Origin of the sequence: Modestobacter marinus (assembly GCF_011758655.1) — a bacterium.
Classification (GTDB): domain Bacteria; phylum Actinomycetota; class Actinomycetes; order Mycobacteriales; family Geodermatophilaceae; genus Modestobacter; species Modestobacter marinus.
The window spans coordinates 342,609-362,724 of sequence record NZ_JAAMPA010000002.1; the positions used below are offsets into that span (position 1 = coordinate 342,609).

General features: G+C 72.6%; 16 protein-coding genes. 12 read left to right on the forward strand and 4 right to left on the reverse strand.

Annotated features, from left to right (window positions below; translation table 11 throughout):
* Nucleotides 1-171 precede the first annotated feature (171 nt).
* Nucleotides 172-1,032, reverse strand: coding sequence for a PAC2 family protein (locus tag FB380_RS17640; RefSeq protein ID WP_166756653.1), 861 nt, complete (start codon nt 1,030-1,032; stop codon nt 172-174).
* A gap of 210 nt (nt 1,033-1,242) precedes the next feature.
* Here FB380_RS17640 and metH point away from each other — a divergent pair, with 210 nt between their 5' ends.
* Complete coding sequence (gene metH, locus FB380_RS17645) at nt 1,243-5,037, forward strand: methionine synthase (protein WP_166756654.1); 3,795 nt, start codon at nt 1,243-1,245, stop codon at nt 5,035-5,037.
* Between the two features lie 40 nt (nt 5,038-5,077).
* Here metH and FB380_RS17650 read toward each other — a convergent pair whose 3' ends face one another.
* On the reverse strand, nt 5,078-6,487 hold the full coding sequence (locus FB380_RS17650) for a CopD family protein (protein ID WP_166756655.1): 1,410 nt from the start codon (nt 6,485-6,487) through the stop codon (nt 5,078-5,080).
* Nucleotides 6,484-7,161, reverse strand: coding sequence for a copper resistance CopC family protein (locus FB380_RS17655; RefSeq protein WP_166756656.1), 678 nt, complete (start codon nt 7,159-7,161; stop codon nt 6,484-6,486). The genes FB380_RS17650 and FB380_RS17655 overlap by 4 nt, the downstream gene beginning before the upstream one ends.
* Before the next feature lie 377 nt (nt 7,162-7,538).
* Here FB380_RS17655 and FB380_RS17660 point away from each other — a divergent pair, with 377 nt between their 5' ends.
* From FB380_RS17660 to FB380_RS17670, 3 genes are all read left to right on the forward strand, one after another.
* On the forward strand, nt 7,539-8,378 hold the full coding sequence (locus FB380_RS17660; RefSeq protein WP_229682226.1) for a hypothetical protein: 840 nt from the start codon (nt 7,539-7,541) through the stop codon (nt 8,376-8,378).
* Nucleotides 8,379-8,455: 77 nt separating this feature from the next.
* Nucleotides 8,456-9,142 (forward strand): class F sortase, encoded by a 687-nt coding sequence (locus FB380_RS17665; RefSeq protein ID WP_229682225.1) that lies wholly within the window; start codon nt 8,456-8,458, stop codon nt 9,140-9,142.
* A 32-nt stretch (nt 9,143-9,174) separates the two neighbouring features.
* Complete coding sequence (locus FB380_RS17670) at nt 9,175-9,903, forward strand: HAD family hydrolase (protein ID WP_166757201.1); 729 nt, start codon at nt 9,175-9,177, stop codon at nt 9,901-9,903.
* A 173-nt stretch (nt 9,904-10,076) separates the two neighbouring features.
* On the opposite strand, the gene FB380_RS17675 is transcribed toward FB380_RS17670, so the two are convergent.
* Nucleotides 10,077-11,015, reverse strand: coding sequence for a RecB family exonuclease (locus tag FB380_RS17675; protein ID WP_166756657.1), 939 nt, complete (start codon nt 11,013-11,015; stop codon nt 10,077-10,079).
* Between the two features lie 84 nt (nt 11,016-11,099).
* Between FB380_RS17675 and FB380_RS17680 the strand changes: the two genes are divergently transcribed.
* The 8 genes from FB380_RS17680 to pafA all read left to right on the forward strand — a co-directional run bounded on the left by FB380_RS17680 (nt 11,100) and on the right by pafA (nt 19,966).
* Nucleotides 11,100-12,047 carry a tRNA (adenine-N1)-methyltransferase gene (locus FB380_RS17680; RefSeq protein ID WP_425563408.1) on the forward strand — a complete coding sequence of 316 codons (948 nt, stop codon included), beginning with the start codon at nt 11,100-11,102 and terminating at the stop codon, nt 12,045-12,047.
* Nucleotides 12,048-12,189: 142 nt separating this feature from the next.
* Complete coding sequence (arc, locus tag FB380_RS17685; RefSeq protein WP_166756658.1) at nt 12,190-13,980, forward strand: proteasome ATPase; 1,791 nt, start codon at nt 12,190-12,192, stop codon at nt 13,978-13,980.
* Between the two features lie 119 nt (nt 13,981-14,099).
* Nucleotides 14,100-15,605, forward strand: coding sequence for a depupylase/deamidase Dop (gene dop, locus FB380_RS17690; RefSeq protein WP_166756659.1), 1,506 nt, complete (start codon nt 14,100-14,102; stop codon nt 15,603-15,605).
* A 105-nt stretch (nt 15,606-15,710) separates the two neighbouring features.
* Complete coding sequence (locus FB380_RS17695) at nt 15,711-15,920, forward strand: ubiquitin-like protein Pup (RefSeq protein WP_166756660.1); 210 nt, start codon at nt 15,711-15,713, stop codon at nt 15,918-15,920.
* A gap of 22 nt (nt 15,921-15,942) precedes the next feature.
* The gene (locus FB380_RS17700; protein WP_166756661.1) at nt 15,943-16,626 is read left to right on the forward strand and encodes an endonuclease VII domain-containing protein; all 684 of its coding nucleotides are present in this window, start codon (nt 15,943-15,945) and stop codon (nt 16,624-16,626) included.
* Between the two features lie 158 nt (nt 16,627-16,784).
* Complete coding sequence (gene prcB, locus FB380_RS17705) at nt 16,785-17,627, forward strand: proteasome subunit beta (RefSeq protein ID WP_188959653.1); 843 nt, start codon at nt 16,785-16,787, stop codon at nt 17,625-17,627.
* A 3-nt stretch (nt 17,628-17,630) separates the two neighbouring features.
* Complete coding sequence (gene prcA / locus FB380_RS17710; RefSeq protein ID WP_166756662.1) at nt 17,631-18,548, forward strand: proteasome subunit alpha; 918 nt, start codon at nt 17,631-17,633, stop codon at nt 18,546-18,548.
* 59 nt (nt 18,549-18,607) lie between these two features.
* Nucleotides 18,608-19,966: a Pup--protein ligase gene (gene pafA, locus FB380_RS17715; RefSeq protein ID WP_166756663.1), complete on the forward strand. Its 1,359-nt coding sequence runs from the start codon at nt 18,608-18,610 to the stop codon at nt 19,964-19,966.
* The last annotated feature ends 150 nt before the right edge of the window (nt 19,967-20,116 follow it).

Genomic DNA, 20,116 nt, shown 5'->3' on the forward strand with positions numbered 1-20,116 from the left:
GGCGGCGCAGCGGAAGGACCCCGTCGCCCCCCACCGCTCGCGCGCTCGCGGCGGGGCCCTGCGACGGGGCCGACGTGCTAACTCGTGCCGCCGCGGCGGCGCAGTGGAAGGACCCCGTCGCCCCCCACCGCTCGCAAGCTCGCGGCGGGGCCCTGCGACGGGGCCGACGTGCTAACTCGTGCCGCCGCGGCGGCGCAGGTACCTCTCGAACTCGCGGGCGATCTGGTCGCCGTTGGCCTGGGACAGGTCGCTGGCCGTCTGCCGCTCCTCCAGGGAGCGGACGTACTCGACGACCTCCTCGTCCTCCTGGGCCATCTCGTCGACGGTCTTCACCCAGTCGTCGGCCTGCTCGGGCAGGGTGCCCAGCGGCACGGTGACCTCGAGGACCTCCTCGACCCGGGTCAGCAGCGCCATGGTCGCCCGGGGGGAGGGCGGCTGCGAGACGTAGTGCGGCACGGCCGCCCAGAAGCTCACCGCCGGCAGCCCGGCCTGCACGCAGGCGTCGGCGAAGACGCCCAGGATGCCGGTCGGGCCCTGGTAGGTGGACGTCTCCACGCCCCACTGCCGCGCCGACTCGGCGTCGTAGGCCGAGCCGGTCACCGGCGTGGGCCGGGTGTGCGGCGTGTCGGCCAGCAACGCGCCGAGCGCGACCACCGTCTGGGCGCCCAGCTCCTGGATCAGCTCGATCAGCTCGTCGCAGAAGCTGCGCCAGCGCATGTTCGGCTCGATGCCGCGGACGAGGACGACGTGCCGCGCACTGCCCGGGGGCTTGGCCACCGACAGCCGGGTGGTCGGCCACTCGACCCGGCGGGTGACGCCGTCGACGAGGGACACGGTCGGCCGGTTGACCTGGAAGTCGTAGTAGTCCTCGGGGTCCAGCGCAGCGAGCGGGGTGGCGTCCCAGGTCAGCTCCAGGTGCTCCACGGCACCGGTGGCGGCGTCCCCGGCGTCGTTCCATCCCTCGAACGCGACCACGACCAGGGGGTCGTCCAGCTCGGGCAGGTCGTCAGCGTCGGACTTCGGATCGATCACCCTTCGAGCCTACGTCGATCCCGCCACCCGGCCCGGCTGTTCGTGGGGCGTCGGGACCACCACCCACCGAGGTGCCACCGGGCCGGGACGGGAAGTGCGACGATGGGGGTGCTGTTCGAGGACGACGAGGTCGCTCGCCCGTCGGAGTTGCCAGGGCCCTGGCGCCGGACGCCTCCGTGACCGTGCCCGATCGACGACCGAGGACTGCCCGTGCCCGAGTTCCCGCACGTCCGCCCCGACGCCACCACCGCGCTCACCACGCTGCTGCAGCAGCGGATCCTGGTGCTCGACGGGGCGATGGGCACGGCCATCCAGCGGGACCGGCCGGACGAGGCCGGCTACCGGGGCGAGCGGTTCGCCGACTGGCCCAGCGACGTCCAGGGCAACAACGACCTGCTCAGCATCACCGCCCCGGAGATCATCAGCGGCATCCACCGCGAGTACCTCGAGGCCGGCGCCGACCTGATCGAGACCAACACCTTCAACGCGACCCGGATCTCGCTGCTCGACTACGGGATGTCCGACCTGGCCTACGAGCTCAACGTCGCCTCCGCGCGGCTGGCCCGCGCCGCCTGCGACGCGGTCAGCACGCCGGAGAAGCCGCGGTACGTGGTCGGTGCACTCGGCCCCACCAGCCGGACGGCGTCCATCTCGCCCGACGTCAACGACCCCGGTGCCCGCAACGTCAGCTACGACGAGCTCGTCGAGGCCTACCTGGAGCAGGCCGCCGGGCTGGTCGACGGCGGCTCGGACGTGCTGCTGATCGAGACGATCTTCGACACCCTGAACGCGAAGGCCGCGATCTTCGCGCTGGAGACGCTCTTCGAGGACCGCGGACGCCGCTGGCCGGTGATGATCTCCGGCACGATCACCGACGCCTCCGGCCGCACCCTGTCCGGCCAGGTCACCGAGGCGTTCTGGCACTCGGTCCGGCACGTCAAGCCGCTGCTCGTGGGGCTGAACTGTGCCCTGGGCGCCAAGGAGATGCGGCCCTACATCGCCGAGATCTCCCGGATCGCGGACACCTTCGTCTCCTGCTATCCCAACGCCGGGCTGCCCAACGCCTTCGGTGAGTACGACGAGTCGCCCGAGGAGACCGCGGCGATCGTCGGGGAGTTCGCCGAGAGCGGCTTCGTCAACCTGGTCGGTGGCTGCTGCGGCACCACGCCGGCGCACATCGCCGCCATCGCCGGCGCCGTCGCCGGCCGGACGCCGCGGACCCCGGTCCGGGACGGCCCGGCGCTGCGGCTGTCCGGGCTGGAGCCGCTGACCGTCACCGAGGACAGCCTGTTCGTCAACGTCGGCGAGCGGACCAACATCACCGGCTCGGCCCGCTTCCGCAACCTGATCAAGGCCGGCGACTACCCGGCCGCCCTCGCCGTGGCCCGCCAGCAGGTGGAGGCCGGCGCGCAGGTCATCGACGTCAACATGGACGAGGGGATGATCGACGGCGTCGCGGCGATGGACCGGTTCCTGAAGCTGGTCGCCACCGAGCCGGACATCTGCCGGGTGCCGACGATGATCGACTCCTCCAAGTGGGAGGTCATCGAGGCGGGCCTCAAGTGCGTCCAGGGCAAGGCGATCGTCAACTCGATCTCGCTGAAGAACGGCGAGGATGAGTTCGTCCAGCAGGCCCGGCTGTGCCGCAAGCACGGCGCGGCCGTGGTGGTGATGGCCTTCGACGAGGACGGCCAGGCCGACAGCCTGCAGCGCCGCCAGGAGATCTGCCGGCGGGCCTACGACGTCCTCACGAGGGAGGTCGGGTTCCCGGCCGAGGACATCATCTTCGACCCGAACGTCTTCGCCGTGGCCACCGGCATCGAGGAGCACGCCACCTACGGCGTCGACTTCATCGAGGCCACCCGGTGGATCAAGCAGAACCTGCCCGGCGCGCTGGTCTCCGGCGGCGTGTCCAACGTGTCGTTCTCCTTCCGCGGCAACAACCCGGTCCGCGAGGCGATCCACGCCGTCTTCCTCTTCCACGCCATCGCCGCCGGCATGGACATGGGCATCGTCAACGCCGGCGCCCTGGAGGTCTACGACGAGGTCCCGCCGCTGCTGCGCGAGCGGATCGAGGACGTCGTCCTCAACCGTCGGCCGGACTCGACCGAGCGGCTGCTGGAGATCGCCGCGGACTTCGCCGGCGACGGCGCGGCCAAGGAGGTCGCCAGCGAGGAGTGGCGGGCGCTGCCGGTGGGAGAGCGGATCACCCACGCCCTGGTGAAGGGGATCGACGAGCACGTCGAGACCGACACCGAGGAGCTGCGGCAGGAGATCGCCGCCCGCGGCGGCCGGCCGATCGAGGTGATCGAGGGGCCGCTGATGGCCGGCATGAACGTCGTCGGCGACCTGTTCGGCGCCGGGAAGATGTTCCTGCCGCAGGTGGTCAAGTCCGCGCGGGTGATGAAGAAGGCCGTCGCCCACCTGATCCCGTTCATCGAGGCGGAGAAGCAGCCCGGGGACGCCGAGCGGAGCAACGGCAAGGTCGTCATGGCCACCGTGAAGGGCGACGTCCACGACATCGGGAAGAACATCGTCGGCGTCGTCCTGCAGTGCAACAACTACGACGTCGTCGACCTGGGGGTCATGGTCCCGGCGCAGAAGATCCTGGACGCCGCCAAGGCCGAGGGCGCCGACGTCATCGGGCTCTCCGGGCTGATCACCCCGTCGCTGGACGAGATGGTGAACCTGGCGTCGGAGATGGAGCGGCAGGGGTTCACCATCCCGCTGCTGGTGGGCGGGGCGACCACGTCCCGGGCGCACACCGCGGTGAAGGTGGCGCAGAAGTACTCCGGCCCGGTGATCTGGGTCAAGGACGCCTCCCGCTCGGTGCCGGTCGTCGCCGCGCTGCTGTCGGACGAGCAGCGCCCGGCCCTGCTCGCCGAGACCGACGCCGACTACGCCGCGCTGCGCGACCGGCACGCCGCCCGGCAGGACACCCGGAAGCTCCTCCCGCTCGCCGCCGCCCGCGCCGCCGCGACCCCGATCGACTGGACCGACCAGCACCCGCCGCGGCCCCGGATGCTGCTGCAGCAGACCAAGGACGTCTGCGCCGGGCCCAGCTGCGACCACCGGCACGGGGTGGCCACCCAGTTCGTGCGGAGCTTCGCCGACTACCCGCTCGACGAGCTGCGCGAGTACATCGACTGGCAGCCGTTCTTCAACGCCTGGGAGATGCGCGGCCGGTTCCCCGACATCCTGCACAACCCGACCACCGGTGAGGCGGCACGCCGGTTGTACGAGGACGCCCAGGCGATGCTCGACCAGATCGTCGCCGAGCGGTGGCTGCGGGCCAGCGGCGTCTTCGGGCTGTTCCCGGCCAGCCAGGTGGACGGCGACTCCATCGAGGTCTACACCGACGAGACGCGCACCGCCGTCCGGGCGACCCTGCACCAGCTGCGGCAGCAGACCGAGGGCCGGGACGGCTCGCCGCGCAAGTCGCTGGCCGACTTCGTCGCTCCCCAGGCCACCGGGCTGCGCGACCACGTGGGCGCCTTCGCCGTCACCGCCGGGCTCGGGTCGGCCGAGAAGGTCGCGGAGTTCAAGAAGGCCAACGACGACTACAGCGCGATCCTGCTGGAGTCGCTGGCCGACCGGCTCGCCGAGGCGTTCGCCGAGCGGCTGCACGAGCGGGTGCGCACCGAGTTCTGGGCCTACGCCCCCGACGAGCATCTGGACGCCGACGGGCTGATCGCGGAGAAGTACGCCGGGATCCGGCCCGCACCGGGCTACCCGGCCTGCCCCGAGCACACCGAGAAGCAGACGATCTGGGACCTGCTGGACGTCGAGGCGGCCACCGGCATCCAGCTCACCGAGAGCATGGCCATGTGGCCGGGGGCGGCCGTCAGCGGCCTGTACTTCGCCCACCCGCAGTCGCGGTACTTCGTGCTCGGCCGGATCGGCCGGGACCAGGTCGAGGACTACGCCCGGCGCAAGGGCTGGACGGTGGCCGAGGCGGAGCGGTGGCTCTCGCCCAACCTGGGCTACCGGACCGAGGACGACTGACGCCGGCCCCCTGTGTGCGGGCCCGGCACGGGGTCGGGGGTCACTCGACGACGAGGACGTCGGCGAAGGCCGACGAGTGGCGGCTGGTGAAGGCGTACCGGCCCGGCTGCTCCGGTGCCGGGAAGGTGAGCAGCGTCCCGGCGGGGACGTCGACGTCGAACGAGCCGTCGTCCGCGGTGATCGTCACCGGCTGACCGCTGGCGTTGTGCACCGTCACCCGCGAGCCGGCGGCGACCGGGCCGGCGACGTGGAAGCGGGTCGCGTCGACCAGGACGCCGACGGAGAGCTCGCCGTGGTCGTGCCCGGCCATGGGGTCCGCCACTGCCGCCGGTGCCCCCACTGCCGCCGGTGCCCCCGCTGCCGCCGGTGCCCCCGCTGCCGCCGGTGCGGCCGGGGCTGACGGCTGGGCGCCGGCCGGGGGAGGGGACGCCGCCAGCGCGACCGCGAGCGCGCCGGTCGCCAGCAGCACGGCCACCTCCACGACGGCCAACCGCCGGAAGGCGCCCGGCTGCCCCGCCCGCAGGAGCGGCAGGGTGCGGCGCCGGTGCCGCCAGCCCAGCACGCCGACGACGGTCAGTCCCAGGGTCTTGGCCAGCAGCAGCGCGCCGTAGCCAGTGCCCAGGGCGGCCACCACGGCCCCGGCGCCGCCCAGGACCACGCCCGCCGCCAGCACCCCGGAGACGGCGGTGACCCCGAAGCACGCCAGCGCGACCGCGCTGAACCGCTCGGCGACCGCCGGTGCGTCCCGGCCGTACCGCAGCAGGGCGCCCAGCCCGCCGACCCACAGGCTCGCCGCGACGACGTGCACCGCGAGGGTGGTCACCGCGGTCAGGTGGTCCTCCGCGGCCGAGGAGTGCCCGCTGAGCACCACGGGGACCACCAGTGCGGTCAGCGCACCGGCCAGCAGCAGCCGGGCGCCCCCGCGGCCGGTGCCGGACCGGGCCGCCACCGCGAGCAGCGCGGTGAGGGCGGTGACGAGCAGGACGGCGCGACCGGCGCCGGTGTCGACGAGGAAGACCCGCAGGGACGCGCCGTCCAGGGCCGTCGGGGTCACGCCCACCAGCCGGCTGACGGTGAGCAGCCCGCCGAGCACGGTCGCCGCCGCCCACGCCAGCGCCCAGGCCGACGCGGCGCGCACCGCGCGCCGCACGGGGAGCGCACCGGAGTGACCGGGCACCAGCACCGCGGCGAACAGCAGGGTGCCGACCGTGCCCACGGCAGCGATGCGGCCGGCCAGCGTGACCACCGGCCCGCCCCACTCCACGAGCAGGCCGGCCGCGCGCAGACCGGTGGGGGCAGGCGCCGACGGCCCACTGCCCACGGCGATCGCCCCGGCCAGGACGGCGACCAGCCCGACCACCGCGGCCGGCAACCGCCACCGCCACCGCCACTGCACCCGCTCCGCCGCGGGTTGCTTCTCGACCCCGGGGGCCACCAGCGTGCTGGTCACGAGCGCCTGCGCAGCGGGACGACGACCAGCACGGCAGCCGCCCCCAGCGCCAGGACACCGCCCAGCAGCCAGCCCGCCGGCAGCGAGCTGTCGGAGGCCGCTGCCGCCGCGCTCGTGGCGGCCGGTGCCGCGGCGGCTGCGCTCGTGGCGGCCGGTGCCGCGTCCGCTGCGCTGGTCGGATCGGCATCAGTGCCGGTGGCCGAGTCGGAGCCGGCGGCCGGGGCCGGGTCGGAGTCGGCGGCCGGGGCCGGGGCGCTCCCGGTGGCGACCGTGAAGCCCCAGCTGCCGGTGAGCGGGTGCCCGTCGGAGGACGTGCTGCGCCACTCGACGGTGTAGCTCCCCGCCGGCAGGCCGGCCGACAGCGGCTGGACGACGGTCGTCCCCCGGATCTGGGCGGCGCCGGTGGAGACCGCGCCGCCGTCCGGCCCGAGCACGAGCACCTCGGTGCCCAGCGGCAGCGGCGTCCCGCTGAACTCCAGCTCCACCGCCGACGGGGCAACGGGCACGGCGCTGCTGGGGGCCGGGCTGCTGCGCACCAGCGCGTCGTGCGCCTGGGCGGAGGGCATCCCGACGGCGAGGAGAAGCACGGTCAGCAGGCCGACCAGCACCGCCGGTCCGCGGCGGGGGCCGGCGGATGCCCGGTGGCCGAGCGGCAGGGCACGCGGAGCAGTCATGACCGTGGTTCGTCGGCAACAGCCGATCCGGTTGGCCGGGCCGGCCCCGGGTTCGGCCGGCGGCTGGAGGCGTGAACTCGGCCGGTCCCTGGAGGCGTGGGCGCGGCGGCCTCACGAGGGGGCCCGTACGGGTCCCGGGAGGCCGGCGATCGGCCCTCGGGCAGGTCGAAGGACGCGAGCTCGCACACCGGGTGCACAGCCGGGACGCGAACCGATCTCAGCCGGCGGTGAACCGATCCGGCACCCCGTCCCGAATGCCTGGTGTTCGGCGCGACAGCGGGGAGGTCCCCGCTGGGGGATCCGTCGGGCTGTCCGGGGTCGTCAGACCTGTTCCGCGGTGGGCGCGACGGTGCGCCCGCCGACACACCGGACGAGCGGTGTCAGCCGCCGTCCGCTGCTCCCACCACCAGGTGGAGCAGCACGACCACGAGGAGCACACCTTGCGCAAGGCATTCGCACTCCCGACCGTCGCCATCGCCGCCGCGGCCTTCCCCCTGCTGTCCATCAGCGCCGCCTCGGCCCACGAGGGCGCGCACAGCTACCAGGCCGACCTGGGCGCCGTGAACCAGTCCGGCGTCGAGGGCACCGGGATGGTCACCCTGGACGGCAACACGGCGACGGTGATGATCGAGGCGTCCGGGCTGCTGGCCGGCTCGCCGCACGCCCAGCACTTCCACATCGGTGCCCTGGGCGAGTGCCCCACCAACGACCTCGCGGACGACGCGGACGGCGACGGCTTCGTGAGCGTCACCGAGGCCGCCAAGTACTACGGCATGATCGGCAGCTCGCTGACCACCACCGGCGACACCAGCCCGGACAGCGGCCTGTCCATCGACCGCTTCCCGACCGCGGACGACGGCACGATCAGCTACGAGCGGACCTTCGAGGTCACCGACGACGTCCACGCGGCGTTCGAGGCCGGCACCGCGGTCCTGGTCGTGCACGGGGTCGACAAGGACGGCTCCGGTGCCTACGACGGTGACGTCATGAGCGACCTCGACCCGTCGCTGCCGATGGAGGCCACCGCACCGGCCGTCTGTGGCGCGCTCGAGGTCGCCCAGATGGGCGCCATGCCGGCCGGTGGCGCCGAGACCGGTGCCGGCAGCACCGCCGGTACCGAGAACACCGCCGCGATCGGCGTCGGCGTCTTGGCCGCCGCCGGTGCCGCGGGCGCCGGTGCGATCGCCTACCGCCGTCGTCAGGCCGAGCAGGCCTGATCCGGCTCCGGGGCGCGCGGGGAGGGCTGACCTCCCCGCGCGACCCGGCCCCCTCACCACTCCCTGGAAGGACCCCCGTGAGCGAGCAGAGCAGCCGCCGGCCCGGCCCCCGCACGTGGACGGCGCTGGCCGTCGCACTCGTCGTGGTGGCCGTCGTCGCCGTCGTGGTGGCGGTGACCGGACAGCAGCAGGCCCCGCAGCCGGCCGCGGCCGCCGGCCAGGGAGCGAGCCCGACCAGCGCGTCGCCCGGTGCGCCGCCTGCGGCTCCCGCCCCGGACGACGCTGCCCCCGCACCGGAGGTGGCCCAGCCGGTGTCGGTGAGCATCCCGACGATCGGCGTGACCAGCGACCTGCTGCGCCTGGGCCTGAACGACGACGGCACCGTCGAGGTGCCGCCGCTGGGCCCGGACGACCAGGCCGGCTGGTACGAACGCGGACCTGCCCCGGGGGCCGTGGGCCCGGCGGTCCTGCTCGGCCACGTCGACTCCGCCGCCCACGGACCGGGTGTCTTCTTCGACCTGGGCGCACTGCAGCCCAGGGACGAGGTCGAGGTGGCCCGCGCCGACGGCACGGTCGCCGTCTTCGCCGTCGACCGGGTGGAGCGCCACCCCAAGGACGACTTCCCGAGCCTCGCGGCCTACGGCAACACCCCCGACGCGCAGCTGCGGCTGATCACCTGCGGCGGTGACTTCGACTCCGCGGCCCGCAGCTACGAGGACAACGTGATCGCCTTCGCCACCCTGGTACGCACCGAACCGGCCTGAGCAGCCCGCTCCCTAGACTCCCCGGGGTGTCGATGACCCCGGTGGACAGCCCGTCCGACCCAGACCAGTCACTGCAGGCAGTGCTGTTCGACATGGACGGCACGCTGGTGGAGACCGAGGAGCTGTGGGGCGAGGCGATGGACGAGCTCGCCACCGCCCTCGGCGGGGTCTTCTCGGCCGAGGGCCGCCAGCGGACCGTCGGCCAGTCGATGCGGGTGGCGATGCAGGTGCTCTACGACGATCTGGGGCTCGTCCGCGACGACGAGCAGCTGCGCGTGGACTCCCGGTGGGTGGAGGAGCGGACTGCCACGCTGATGACCAGTCGCGGGATGCCCTGGCGGCCCGGGGCCCGGGAGCTGCTGGTCGCGGTGCGAGCGGCCGGGCTGGCCACCGCACTGGTGACGACGACGCCACGGCGGATCGCCGCCCTGGTGATCGACCAGATCGCTGCGGACCTGGGGGAGTCGCCCTTCGACCTGACCGTCTGCGGGGACGAGGTGCCCGCCCGCAAGCCGGACCCCGCCCCGTACCTGCAGGCGATGGTTCAGCTGGGAGTCGAGCCCGCCCGCTGCCTGGTCATCGAGGACTCGCTGGTCGGCGTCACGGCAGGGCTGTCCTCCGGCGCAGCAGTGCTCGGCGTGCCGTCGGTACAGCCACTGGAACGACTGCCCGGGTTGGTGCTGCGACCGTCCCTCGTCGACATCACCGTGGCCGACCTGCACCAACTGCTCGCCGAGCGGGACTTCGCGCCCACCACCTGACTCCTGCGATGGCGCCGCGTCAGCGGCGTCGTGGCGTCGGTCCCCACTCGGGGTGGGCGCGGCCGGGTCGAGGTCGGCTCCAGCCTGGACGTGCGGTCGACGGCGACACCCGCGCCGAGCTGCTCGTTCCCGAGGTCGTTACAGCCACTGCACCGGATGTGCCCGGTGGTCGGTCAGTCGCTGGTGACCGCGAGCGGCAGGGTCGTGCGCCAGCCGGCGGCGGCCGCGGCCTCGGTGGGGAACGGCGGAGGAGTGCCACCGAACGCCGGGCACAGCGCCTGGTGGTCGCACCAGCTGCACAGCCGGCTCTTGTTCGCCCGGAAGTCGCCGGTCGCGACCGCCCGCTCGATGGCGGCCCAGATCGCCTGCAGGGTGCGCTCGAACCGCAGCAGCTCCGCCTCGTCGGGGGCGTAGGTGAGTGCGTCGCCGTCCTTGAGGTACAGCAGCTTGAGCTGGGCGGCGACCACACCGCGGGTGCGCCACAGCACCAGCGCGTAGAACTTCATCTGGAAGAGCGCCTTGCCCTCGAAGGCCTCCCGCGGCATCCCGCCGGTCTTGTAGTCGACGACCCGCAGCGCGCCGGTCGGGGCGACGTCCAGCCGGTCGACGTAGCCCCGCAGCAGCAGCCCGTCGGGCAGCGTCACCTCGACCAGCTCCTCGCGACCCTGCGGCTGGATGCGCGTCGGGTCCTCGAGCCGGAAGTACGTCTCCACCAGCTGACCGGCCGACTCGAGCCAGGCCTCCAGGCCGTCCGCCTCCGCCGGCTGTTCGCCGTCCGTCGCCTCGAAGAGCTCGGCGACGCCCGGCTCCTCGCGCAGCTCGTCCCAGGCGGGCGCGACCAGCGTCTGGGCCGCCGCGACCGTGCGCTCGGCCGGGGGGAGGTCGTAGAGCTTCTCCAGCACCGTGTGCACCAGGGTCCCGCGGACCGCAGCCCGGGACTTCTTCTCCGGCAGCCGGTCGATGGTGCGGAAGCGGTACAGCAGCGGGCAGGACTTGAAGTCCGCGGCGCGGGAGGGCGAGAGGGACGGGCGCCGGGGAGCGGAGTCCGCGGCCGTCGTGCGCTCGGCCGGCCCCGTCTCGCCGGGCCGGCTGGTCTCCAGGGTCGCCGTCATGGGTCCGAGGTTAGGTGCGCCCGCCGACAGTTCCGGGTGCGCGCGCCGAGGACCCGCGATCGGTCGTCCGTACCCTCGTCCCACGTGGACGTACAGCAGCAGCAACCGGCCGACGAGATCCCGACCGCGACCGAGGTGCTCGCCGACGTGCCGCTCGAGCCGGTGGTGGTCGAGGGCCAGCCGGTCCCGACCGGGGCCCCCGAGCCGGTCGAGGGGGCCTTCCGGGTGGGTGACCGGGTGCAGCTCACCGACCCCAAGGGCCGGCACCACACCGTCGTCCTGGAGCCCGGCAAGGAGTTCCACACCCACCGCGGGGCGATCAGCCACGACGAGCTGATCGGCGCACCCGAGGGCTCCGTCGTCCACTCGACGGCCAATACCGGCTACCTCGCCCTGCGCCCGCTGCTGGCCGACTTCGTCCTGTCCATGCCGCGCGGCGCGCAGGTCATCTACCCCAAGGACGCCGCCCAGATCGTCGGCTTCGGCGACGTCGGCCCGGGCATGCGGGTGCTGGAGGCCGGCGCCGGCTCCGGTGCGCTGAGCTGCTCGCTGCTGCGGGCGGTCGGTTCGACCGGCACCCTCACCAGCTACGAACGGCGCGAGGACTTCGCCGACGTCGCCCGCGGCAACGTCGGGGCGTTCTTCGGCGAGGTGCCGGAGAACTGGTCGCTGCGGCTGGGGGACCTGGCCGACCACCCCGCCGCGGAGGTCGTGGACCGCGTCGTCCTGGACATGCTGGAGCCGTGGGCCGTGCTGCCCACCGTCGCCGCCGCGCTGCGCCCCGGTGGTGTGCTGATCGGCTACGTGGCCACCACCACCCAGCTGTCGACCTACGTAGAGGCGCTGCGCGCCCAGGGAGTGTGGACCGAGCCGTACGCCTGGGAGACCATGCTGCGGCCCTGGCACGCCGAGGGCCTGGCGGTGCGACCGGAGCACCGGATGGTCGCCCACACCGCCTTCCTGGTCACCGCCCGCCGGCTGGCGGAGGGGGCCGTCGCGCCGATGCGGCAGCGGCGCAAGAAGCTCGCCTGACGGCACCTGTCCGGGGTCGGCACGTGTCGGGCGGATGACGTCCCAGCCCACCGTGCGCGCCGGTCGCGAGGGTGCGGCGCCGTCACCTCCCGCGTGTATAGATTGGCGTCCTGGCTCCCCCGAATGTGTGTGGAGGTGCGCGATGGGCCCCGGTACTGGCACTGGCCCCGACGAGTTCCGAGCGCGGCGTGAGCGTGACGTCGCCTCCCTGGTCAAGCAGATCTCCTACCTCGAGGAGGAGATCAGCCTCCTCCGACGCAAGGTCACCGACAGCCCGCGCCAGGTGCGCGCGCTGGAGGAGCGGCTCGCCGAGGCGGAGGGCCGGGCGGCCTTCCTCTCCGAGCGCAACGACAAGCTGGCCGGCACCCTGCGGGACGCCCGCGAGCAGCTGGTCACGCTCAAGGAGGAGGTCGAGCGGCTGGGGCAGCCCCCGTCCGGCTACGGCGTCTTCCTGGAGCGCTTCGAGGACGGCACGATCGACGTGTTCACCAGCGGCCGCAAGCTGCGGGTGTCGGTGTCGCCCGCCGTCGAGGTCACCGAGCTGCAGCACGGCCAGGAGGTCATGCTCAACGAGGCGATGAACGTGGTCGCCGCCCGTGGCTTCGAGCGGGCCGGTGACGTGGTGATGCTCAAGGAGCTGCTGGAGCCGGTGCCGGGCACGCCGCGCCGGGCGCTGGTCATCGGGCACACCGACGAGGAGCGCGTCGTCCACCTCGCCGACTCCCTGGAGGGGCAGCCGCTGCGCAGCGGTGACTCCCTGCTGCTGGAGTCCCGCTCGGGTTACGTCTACGAGCGCATCCCGAAGAGCGAGGTCGAGGAGCTCATCCTCGAAGAGGTCCCCGACATCGACTACTCCGACATCGGAGGGCTCTCCCGGCAGATCGAGCAGATCCGGGACGCCGTGGAGCTGCCGTTCCTGCACGCCGACCTGTTCCGCGAGTACGAGCTGCGCCCGCCCAAGGGCATCCTGCTCTACGGCCCGCCCGGTTGCGGGAAGACGCTGATCGCCAAGGCCGTGGCGAACTCGCTGGCCAAGAAGGTCGCCGAGCTCAACGGCGACTCCGACCGGAGCCAGGGCAAGTCGTTCTTCCTCAACATCAAGGGCCCCGAGCTGCTCAACAAGTACGTGGGGGAGACCGAGCGGCACATCCGGCTGGTGTTCCAGCGGGCGCGGGAGAAGGCCAGCGAGGGCACGCCGGTCATCGTCTTCTTCGACGAGATGGACTCGATCTTCCGCACCCGCGGGTCGGGGGTCTCCTCGGACGTGGAGAGCACGATCGTGCCGCAGCTGCTCAGCGAGATCGACGGCGTCGAGGGCCTGGAGAACGTCATCGTCATCGGCGCCTCCAACCGCGAGGACATGATCGACCCGGCGATCCTGCGCCCCGGCCGGCTCGACGTGAAGATCAAGATCGAGCGGCCGGACGCCGAGGCGGCCCGGGACATCTTCGGCAAGTACCTGACGACGACGCTGCCGATCCACGCCGACGACCTGGCCGAGCACGGCGGCAGCCGCGAGGCGACCATCGCCGGGATGATCCAGAGCACCGTCGAGCGGATGTACACCGAGACGGAGGAGAACCGCTTCCTGGAGGTCACCTACGCCAACGGTGACAAGGAGGTCCTGTACTTCAAGGACTTCAACTCCGGGGCGATGCTGCAGAACATCGTCGACCGGGCGAAGAAGATGGCGATCAAGGACCGCCTGGAGACCGGCGTGGGCGGTCTGCGGGTCGGGCACCTGATGAACGCCTGCGTCGACGAGTTCAAGGAGAACGAGGACCTGCCCAACACGACCAACCCCGACGACTGGGCGCGGATCTCGGGCAAGAAGGGCGAGCGGATCGTCTACATCCGCACGCTGATCAGCGGCAAGGGCGCCGACAGCGGTCGCGCGATCGACACCGCGACCAACACCGGCCAGTACCTGTAGGACAAGGCGGCCGCCGCCGCCCGACCCACCGACCGGCCCCTGCTGCGCTGCGGCAGGGGCCGGTCGGCGTCCGGGCGCTGCCCGGACGCTGTCCCGCCCGGCCACCTAACCTGAGGCGCATGAGCGTGCGACGGGTGATGGGCACGGAACTGGAGTACGGCATCTCGGTGCCCGGGCAGCCAGGGGCGAACCCGACGACGCTGTCGAGCCAGGTGGTGAACGCCTGGGCGGTGGCCGAGGCGCCGACCCCGCGGCGGCCGCGGTGGGACTTCGAGGAGGAGTCGCCGCTGCGCGACGCCCGCGGGTTCGACCTGTCCCCGGCCCAGGCGCTGGACCACAACGACCTGGACGACGACTCGGGGATGGCCAACGTCATCCTCACCAACGGTGCCCGGCTCTACGTCGACCACGCCCACCCCGAGTACTCCACGCCCGAGGTCACCAACCCGCGGGACATCGTGCTGTGGGACAAGGCGGGGGAGCAGGTGATGGCCGAGGCGGCGCGGCGCGCCGCACGCATCCCGGGCACCCAGCCCATCCAGCTCTACAAGAACAACACCGACGGCAAGGGCGCCTCCTACGGCGCGCACGAGAACTACCTGATGAGCCGGTCGACGCCGTTCATCGACATCATCCGCGGGCTGATCCCGTTCTTCGTCACCCGCCAGGTGTTCGCCGGCGCCGGCCGGGTCGGGATCGGCCCGGAGGGGCGCACCGACGGCTTCCAGCTGTCCCAGCGGGCCGACTTCTTCGAGGTCGAGGTGGGCCTGGAGACGACGCTCAAGCGGCCGATCATCAACACCCGGGACGAGCCGCACGCCAACCCCGACGACTACCGCCGGCTGCACGTGATCATCGGCGACGCCAACCTCGCCGAGCTGTCGACGTACCTCAAGGTCGGGACGACAGCGCTCGTCCTGGCCATGATCGAGGCGCGGGCGCTGACCCAGGACCTGACCATCGAGGAGCCGGTCGAGGCACTCCAGGCGATCAGCCACGACCCGTCGCTGACCCACCAGGTGCGGCTGCGCGACGGCCGCCGGCTGACGGCGATCGAGGTCCAGCGCGAGTACCTGGCCCAGGCGCAGAAGTTCGTCGCCGACAACGGGGACGACGACGAGCAGACCGCCGACGTGCTGGCCCGGTGGGCCGAGGTGCTCGACGACCTCGCCGTCGACCCGATGCGGCTGGCCGACCGGCTGGACTGGCCGGCCAAGCTCCGGCTGCTGGAGGGGTACCGGCAGCGCGACGGGCTCAGCTGGGGCGACGCCCGGCTCAAGCTGGTCGACCTGCAGTACTCCGACGTCCGGCCGGACAAGGGCCTCTACCACCGGCTGGTGGCCCGCGGCTCCATGCAGCGGCTGCTCACCGACGCCGAGGTGACCGAGGCGATGACCCGCCCTCCGGCGGACACCCGGGCCTACTTCCGTGGCGAGTGCCTGCGCCGCTACCCGGGCCAGGTCGCTGCCGCATCGTGGGACTCGGTGGTCTTCGACGTCGGCCGGGAGAACCTGGTGCGCATCCCGACGATGGAGCCGCTGCGGGGCACCCGGGAGCACGTCGGGGCACTGTTCGACGCCACCTCCACCGCCGCCGAGCTGGTCGACCGGATCACCGCCCGCTGACCTCCGGCTCCGCTGGAACGCGAGGACCGCGCCAGCGGCGAACTGTCACACCTCGCGGGTAGCTTCTGCCTCAGCACGACCCAGCAGCGAGCTCCGGAGGGTGAGATGGCCACGAGGGACACCGGCGGGCAGCAGAAGGCCACGCGCACGCGCGAGGAGACCGAGGAGGTCGAGGCGTCGGTCGACACCGAGGCCGCCGAGCGGCACAAGGAGATGACCGACGACGTCGACTCCATCCTCGATGAGATCGACGGCGTGCTCGAGGAGAATGCCGAGGAATTCGTGAGGAGCTACGTGCAAAAAGGGGGCCAATAGACATTCTATTGGTGTAATTAGAATGGTCGAGTCGAAGTACTGCAAGGACTGCGGTGAAGTCCGGCCAGCAGGAGAGTTCACATCCGACCGCCGAAGGGCTGACGGCCTGAGCTTCTACTGCAAGACCCATGCTCGCCGGCGCCATCTCGCCGCCAAGGACGCTCGACGAGGTCGCCCACGCGCCAGGCATCGGCGCGAAACGGTGGTCGGCGACGGGGAGAAGTGGTGCCCGGATTGCGCACAGGTGAAGCCGATCGATGACTTCGTGCGCAACGCCAGCCAACCATCCGGTCGAGCGCCGTATTGCAAGCCTTGCCACAACGCCCGGGGCAAGGCCTCGAAGGAGAAGGCCGGCGGGTCCCGCACATACCACCTCCAGCGGCGGTACGGCATCACCGCTGCCGAGGCCGACGCCATGCTGTCCGACCAGGGAGGGCTCTGCGCGATCTGTCTGGAGGCGCCGGCGGCGCACGTCGACCACGACCACGAGACCGGTGCCGTCCGCGCACTGCTGTGCTTCAACTGCAACGGGGGCCTGGGTCAGTTCCGGGACGACCCGGTCGCGTTGCGGGCTGCAGCGGACTACGTCGAGCACCATCGCGAACGCCCGCGGGTTCCCGACGTCCGGGGGTCCGCGGGGTCAGCACGAGCGACCCCGGACAGCCCTGGGATGGCGCGGTGGCGGGCGATGCAGGCAGCCGACTGACGGACGCAGGTCCGCGTCGCCGGGTCGGACGGCCGTCCCCGCGGGTGTCCGTGCGGTGGCCGACCGCGCCGGTAGGGTCGCACCGACGTCCGGCGGAGTCCGCCGGGGAAGCAGTGCAGCAGAGGCCGCGCACGCCTGGCGGCGAGAGAGGCGGATGGGTGACCGAGACGTCAGCTGGTCGGAGCGGGTTCCCGCCCGCGTACCTGGACCGGGTGGGCTCCTCGTTCACCGACTTCCTGGGCACCACCGCCCCCGATCTGCTGCCCGGGCGGCGCACCGTCCCGACGATGTCGGTGGCTGACCTGGCCCCGCACGCCACCACCATCGTGGCCGCCACCTTCGACGGCGGTGTGCTGATGGGCGGCGACCGGCGGGCGACCATGGGCAACCTCATCTCCAGCCGGGACATCGAGAAGGTCTACGCCGCCGACTCCTGGTCGGTCATCGGCATCGCCGGTGCCGCGGGCATCGCGATCGAGATGGTCCGGCTCTACCAGGTCGAGCTCGAGCACTACGAGAAGATCGAGGGGCTGACGATGTCCCTCGACGGCAAGGCCAACCGCCTCGCCGCGATGATCCGGGGCAACCTCGGCGCCGCCATGCAGGGCCTCGCCGTCGTCCCGCTGTTCGCCGGCTACGACCTCGACGCGGCCGAGGGCGTCAGCCCGGGCCGGATCTTCAGCTACGACGTCACCGGCGGGAACTACGAGGAGCGCGGCTACGCCTCGGTCGGCTCCGGCTCGCTGTTCGCCCGGAACTCGCTGAAGAAGACCTGGCGCCCCGGCCTGTCCGCCGACGCCGCCACCCGCACCCTCGTCGAGGCCCTCTACGACGCCGCCGACGACGACTCCGCCACCGGTGGCCCCGACACCGTGCGCCGGCTCTACCCGATCGTCTACCGGGTCGACGCCGAGGGCGCCGTCCGGCTCCCGGACGACGAGGTCGCCGCCATCGCCACCACCATCGTCGCGGAGCGGTCCGCCGCGGACGGGCAGGGCTGAGCCATGACCATGCCGTACTACGCCTCGGCCGAGCAGGTCATGCGGGACCGCTCGGAGTACGCCCGCAAGGGCATCTCCCGCGGTCGCAGCGTCGCCGTCCTCACCTACGCCGACGGCGTGCTGTTCATCGCCGAGAACCCCAGCGCCACCCTGCACAAGGTCAGCGAGCTCTACGACCGGATCGGGTTCGCCGCGGTCGGCCGCTACTCCGAGTTCGAGAGCCTGCGGGTCGCCGGGATCCGGCTGGCCGACGTCCGCGGCTACTCCTACAACCGGCGGGACGTCACCGGCCGGGTCATCGCCAACGCCTACGCGCAGACCCTCGGCGCCGTCTTCACCGAGCAGATGAAGCCCTTCGAGGTCGAGCTCTGCGTGGCCGAGGTGGGGGAGGACCCCGCCTCCGACCAGCTCTACCGGCTCACCTTCGACGGGTCGATCGTCGACGAGTCCTCCTTCGTGGTCATGGGCGGGCAGGCCGAGGCCGTCAGCAGCCACCTGCGCGAGCACTTCACCCCCGGCCTCAGCCTGACCGACGCCCTGCAGGTCGGCGTCCGCGCGCTGTCCGCGGTCAGCCCGGTCACCGCAGCCAACGGCGGGGCGCACGACCAGCTGCCCGCCGGACAGCTCGAGGTGGCCGTCCTGGACCGACGGCGGCCCAAGCGGGCGTTCCGCCGGGTCGTGGGTGCAGCGCTGACCGACCTCCTCTCCGGCCAGCCGGCCGACACGACGGCCACGGAGAGCCCCGCCGAGGCGGCCTCCACCCACCCGCCCAGCGCCCCGGCACCGGGCACCCCCGCCGGGCTCGGTGACCCGGCGGCCGTCGACACCGCCGGCGGCACCGAGGAGGCCTCGGCCCAGCCCAGCACGCAGGACGGCGTGGGCGGCGGGACCGACGGCACCACTCCGGCCAGCGAGCAGTGAGCGGCGCGGCGCACTCGGGACACGAGCCGAGTGCGCCGCGGACGCCTAGGCTCGGCGAGGTGGAACGACGGATCTTCGGCATCGAGACCGAGTACGGCGTCACGTGCACCTTCAAGGGGCAGCGCCGCCTCTCACCCGACGAGGTGGCCCGCTACCTGTTCCGCCGGGTGGTCTCCTGGGGGCGCAGCTCGAACGTGTTCCTCCGCAACGGCTCCCGGCTCTACCTCGACGTCGGCAGCCACCCCGAGTACGCCACCGCGGAGTGCGACGACGTCACCGAGCTCGTCGTCCACGACAAGGCCGGTGAGCGGATCCTCGAGGGGCTGCTGGTCGACGCCGAGCAGCGCCTGAACGAAGAGGGCGTCACCGGCGACATCTACCTGTTCAAGAACAACACCGACTCGGCCGGCAACAGCTACGGCTGCCACGAGAACTACCTGGTCGGCCGGCACGGGGAGTTCAGCCGGATGGCCGACGTCCTCATCCCGTTCCTGGTCAGCCGGCAGATGGTGGTCGGCGCGGGCAAGGTGCTGCAGACCCCGCGCGGGGCGGTCTACTGCGTCAGCCAGCGGGCCGAGCACATCTGGGAGGGCGTCTCCAGCGCCACCACCCGGTCGCGGCCGATCATCAACACCCGCGACGAGCCGCACGCCGACGCGGAGAAGTACCGCCGGCTGCACGTCATCGTCGGCGACTCGAACATGAGCGAGACGACGACGCTTCTCAAGGTCACCATCACCGACCTGGTGCTGCGGATGATCGAGCAGGGCGTGGTGCTGAGGGACATGACCCTGGAGAACCCGATCCGGGCGATCCGGGAGATCAGCCACGACCTCACCGGCCGCCGCAAGGTCCGGCTCGCCAACGGCCGGGAGATGTCGGCCCTGGAGATCCAGCAGGAGTACCACGACCGCGCCGCCGAGTTCGTCGACCGCGAGGGCTACGGCCCGGTGCACCGGCAGATGCTCGAGCTGTGGGGGCGCACGCTCAAGGCCGTCGACAGCGGTGACCTCTCGCTGATCGACCGGGAGATCGACTGGGCCATCAAGCACCAGCTGCTGCACCGGTACATGGCCAAGCGCGACCTCTCGCTGTCCAGCTCCCGGGTCGCCCAGATGGACCTCGCCTACCACGACATCCGACGCAACCGGGGCCTGTACTACCTGCTGGAGAAGGCGGGCCAGGTCGAGCGGGTGGCCCACGACCCGGCGATCTTCGAGGCGAAGAACGTCCCCCCGCAGACCACCCGGGCCAAGCTGCGCGGTGAGTTCATCCGCCGCGCCCAGGACAAGCGCCGCGACTTCACCGTCGACTGGGTGCACCTCAAGCTCAACGACCAGGCCCAGCGCACCGTCCTGTGCAAGGACCCGTTCAAGGCCGTCGACGAGCGGGTGGAGAAGCTCATCGCGTCCATGTGACGCCGGAGGACCGCCGCGGGGCCCTCAGCCGGCACCCGCGGCGGTCACCAGCCGTACTCACCCTCGTGGCGTGGGCGGCGGCGGGCCACCGCGCTGACCCGCGTCGTTCCAGCGGCGGCGCCCAGGCGCGCTGGCCCGCGCAACGTCGGT

Bases quoted from the DNA above. Each gene is read 5' to 3' on its own strand.
- FB380_RS17695 (WP_166756660.1), top strand. From the start codon at position 15,711: ATGGCCACGAGGGACACCGGCGGGCAGCAGAAGGCCACGCGCACGCGC.
- prcA (WP_166756662.1), top strand. From the start codon at position 17,631: ATGACCATGCCGTACTACGCCTCGGCCGAGCAGGTCATGCGGGACCGC.
- dop (WP_166756659.1), top strand. From the start codon at position 14,100: ATGAGCGTGCGACGGGTGATGGGCACGGAACTGGAGTACGGCATCTCG.
- FB380_RS17670 (WP_166757201.1), top strand. From the start codon at position 9,175: ATGACCCCGGTGGACAGCCCGTCCGACCCAGACCAGTCACTGCAGGCA.
- FB380_RS17700 (WP_166756661.1), top strand. From the start codon at position 15,943: ATGGTCGAGTCGAAGTACTGCAAGGACTGCGGTGAAGTCCGGCCAGCA.
- FB380_RS17675 (WP_166756657.1), bottom strand. From the start codon at position 11,015: ATGACGGCGACCCTGGAGACCAGCCGGCCCGGCGAGACGGGGCCGGCC.
- arc (WP_166756658.1), top strand. From the start codon at position 12,190: ATGGGCCCCGGTACTGGCACTGGCCCCGACGAGTTCCGAGCGCGGCGT.
- FB380_RS17655 (WP_166756656.1), bottom strand. From the start codon at position 7,161: ATGACTGCTCCGCGTGCCCTGCCGCTCGGCCACCGGGCATCCGCCGGC.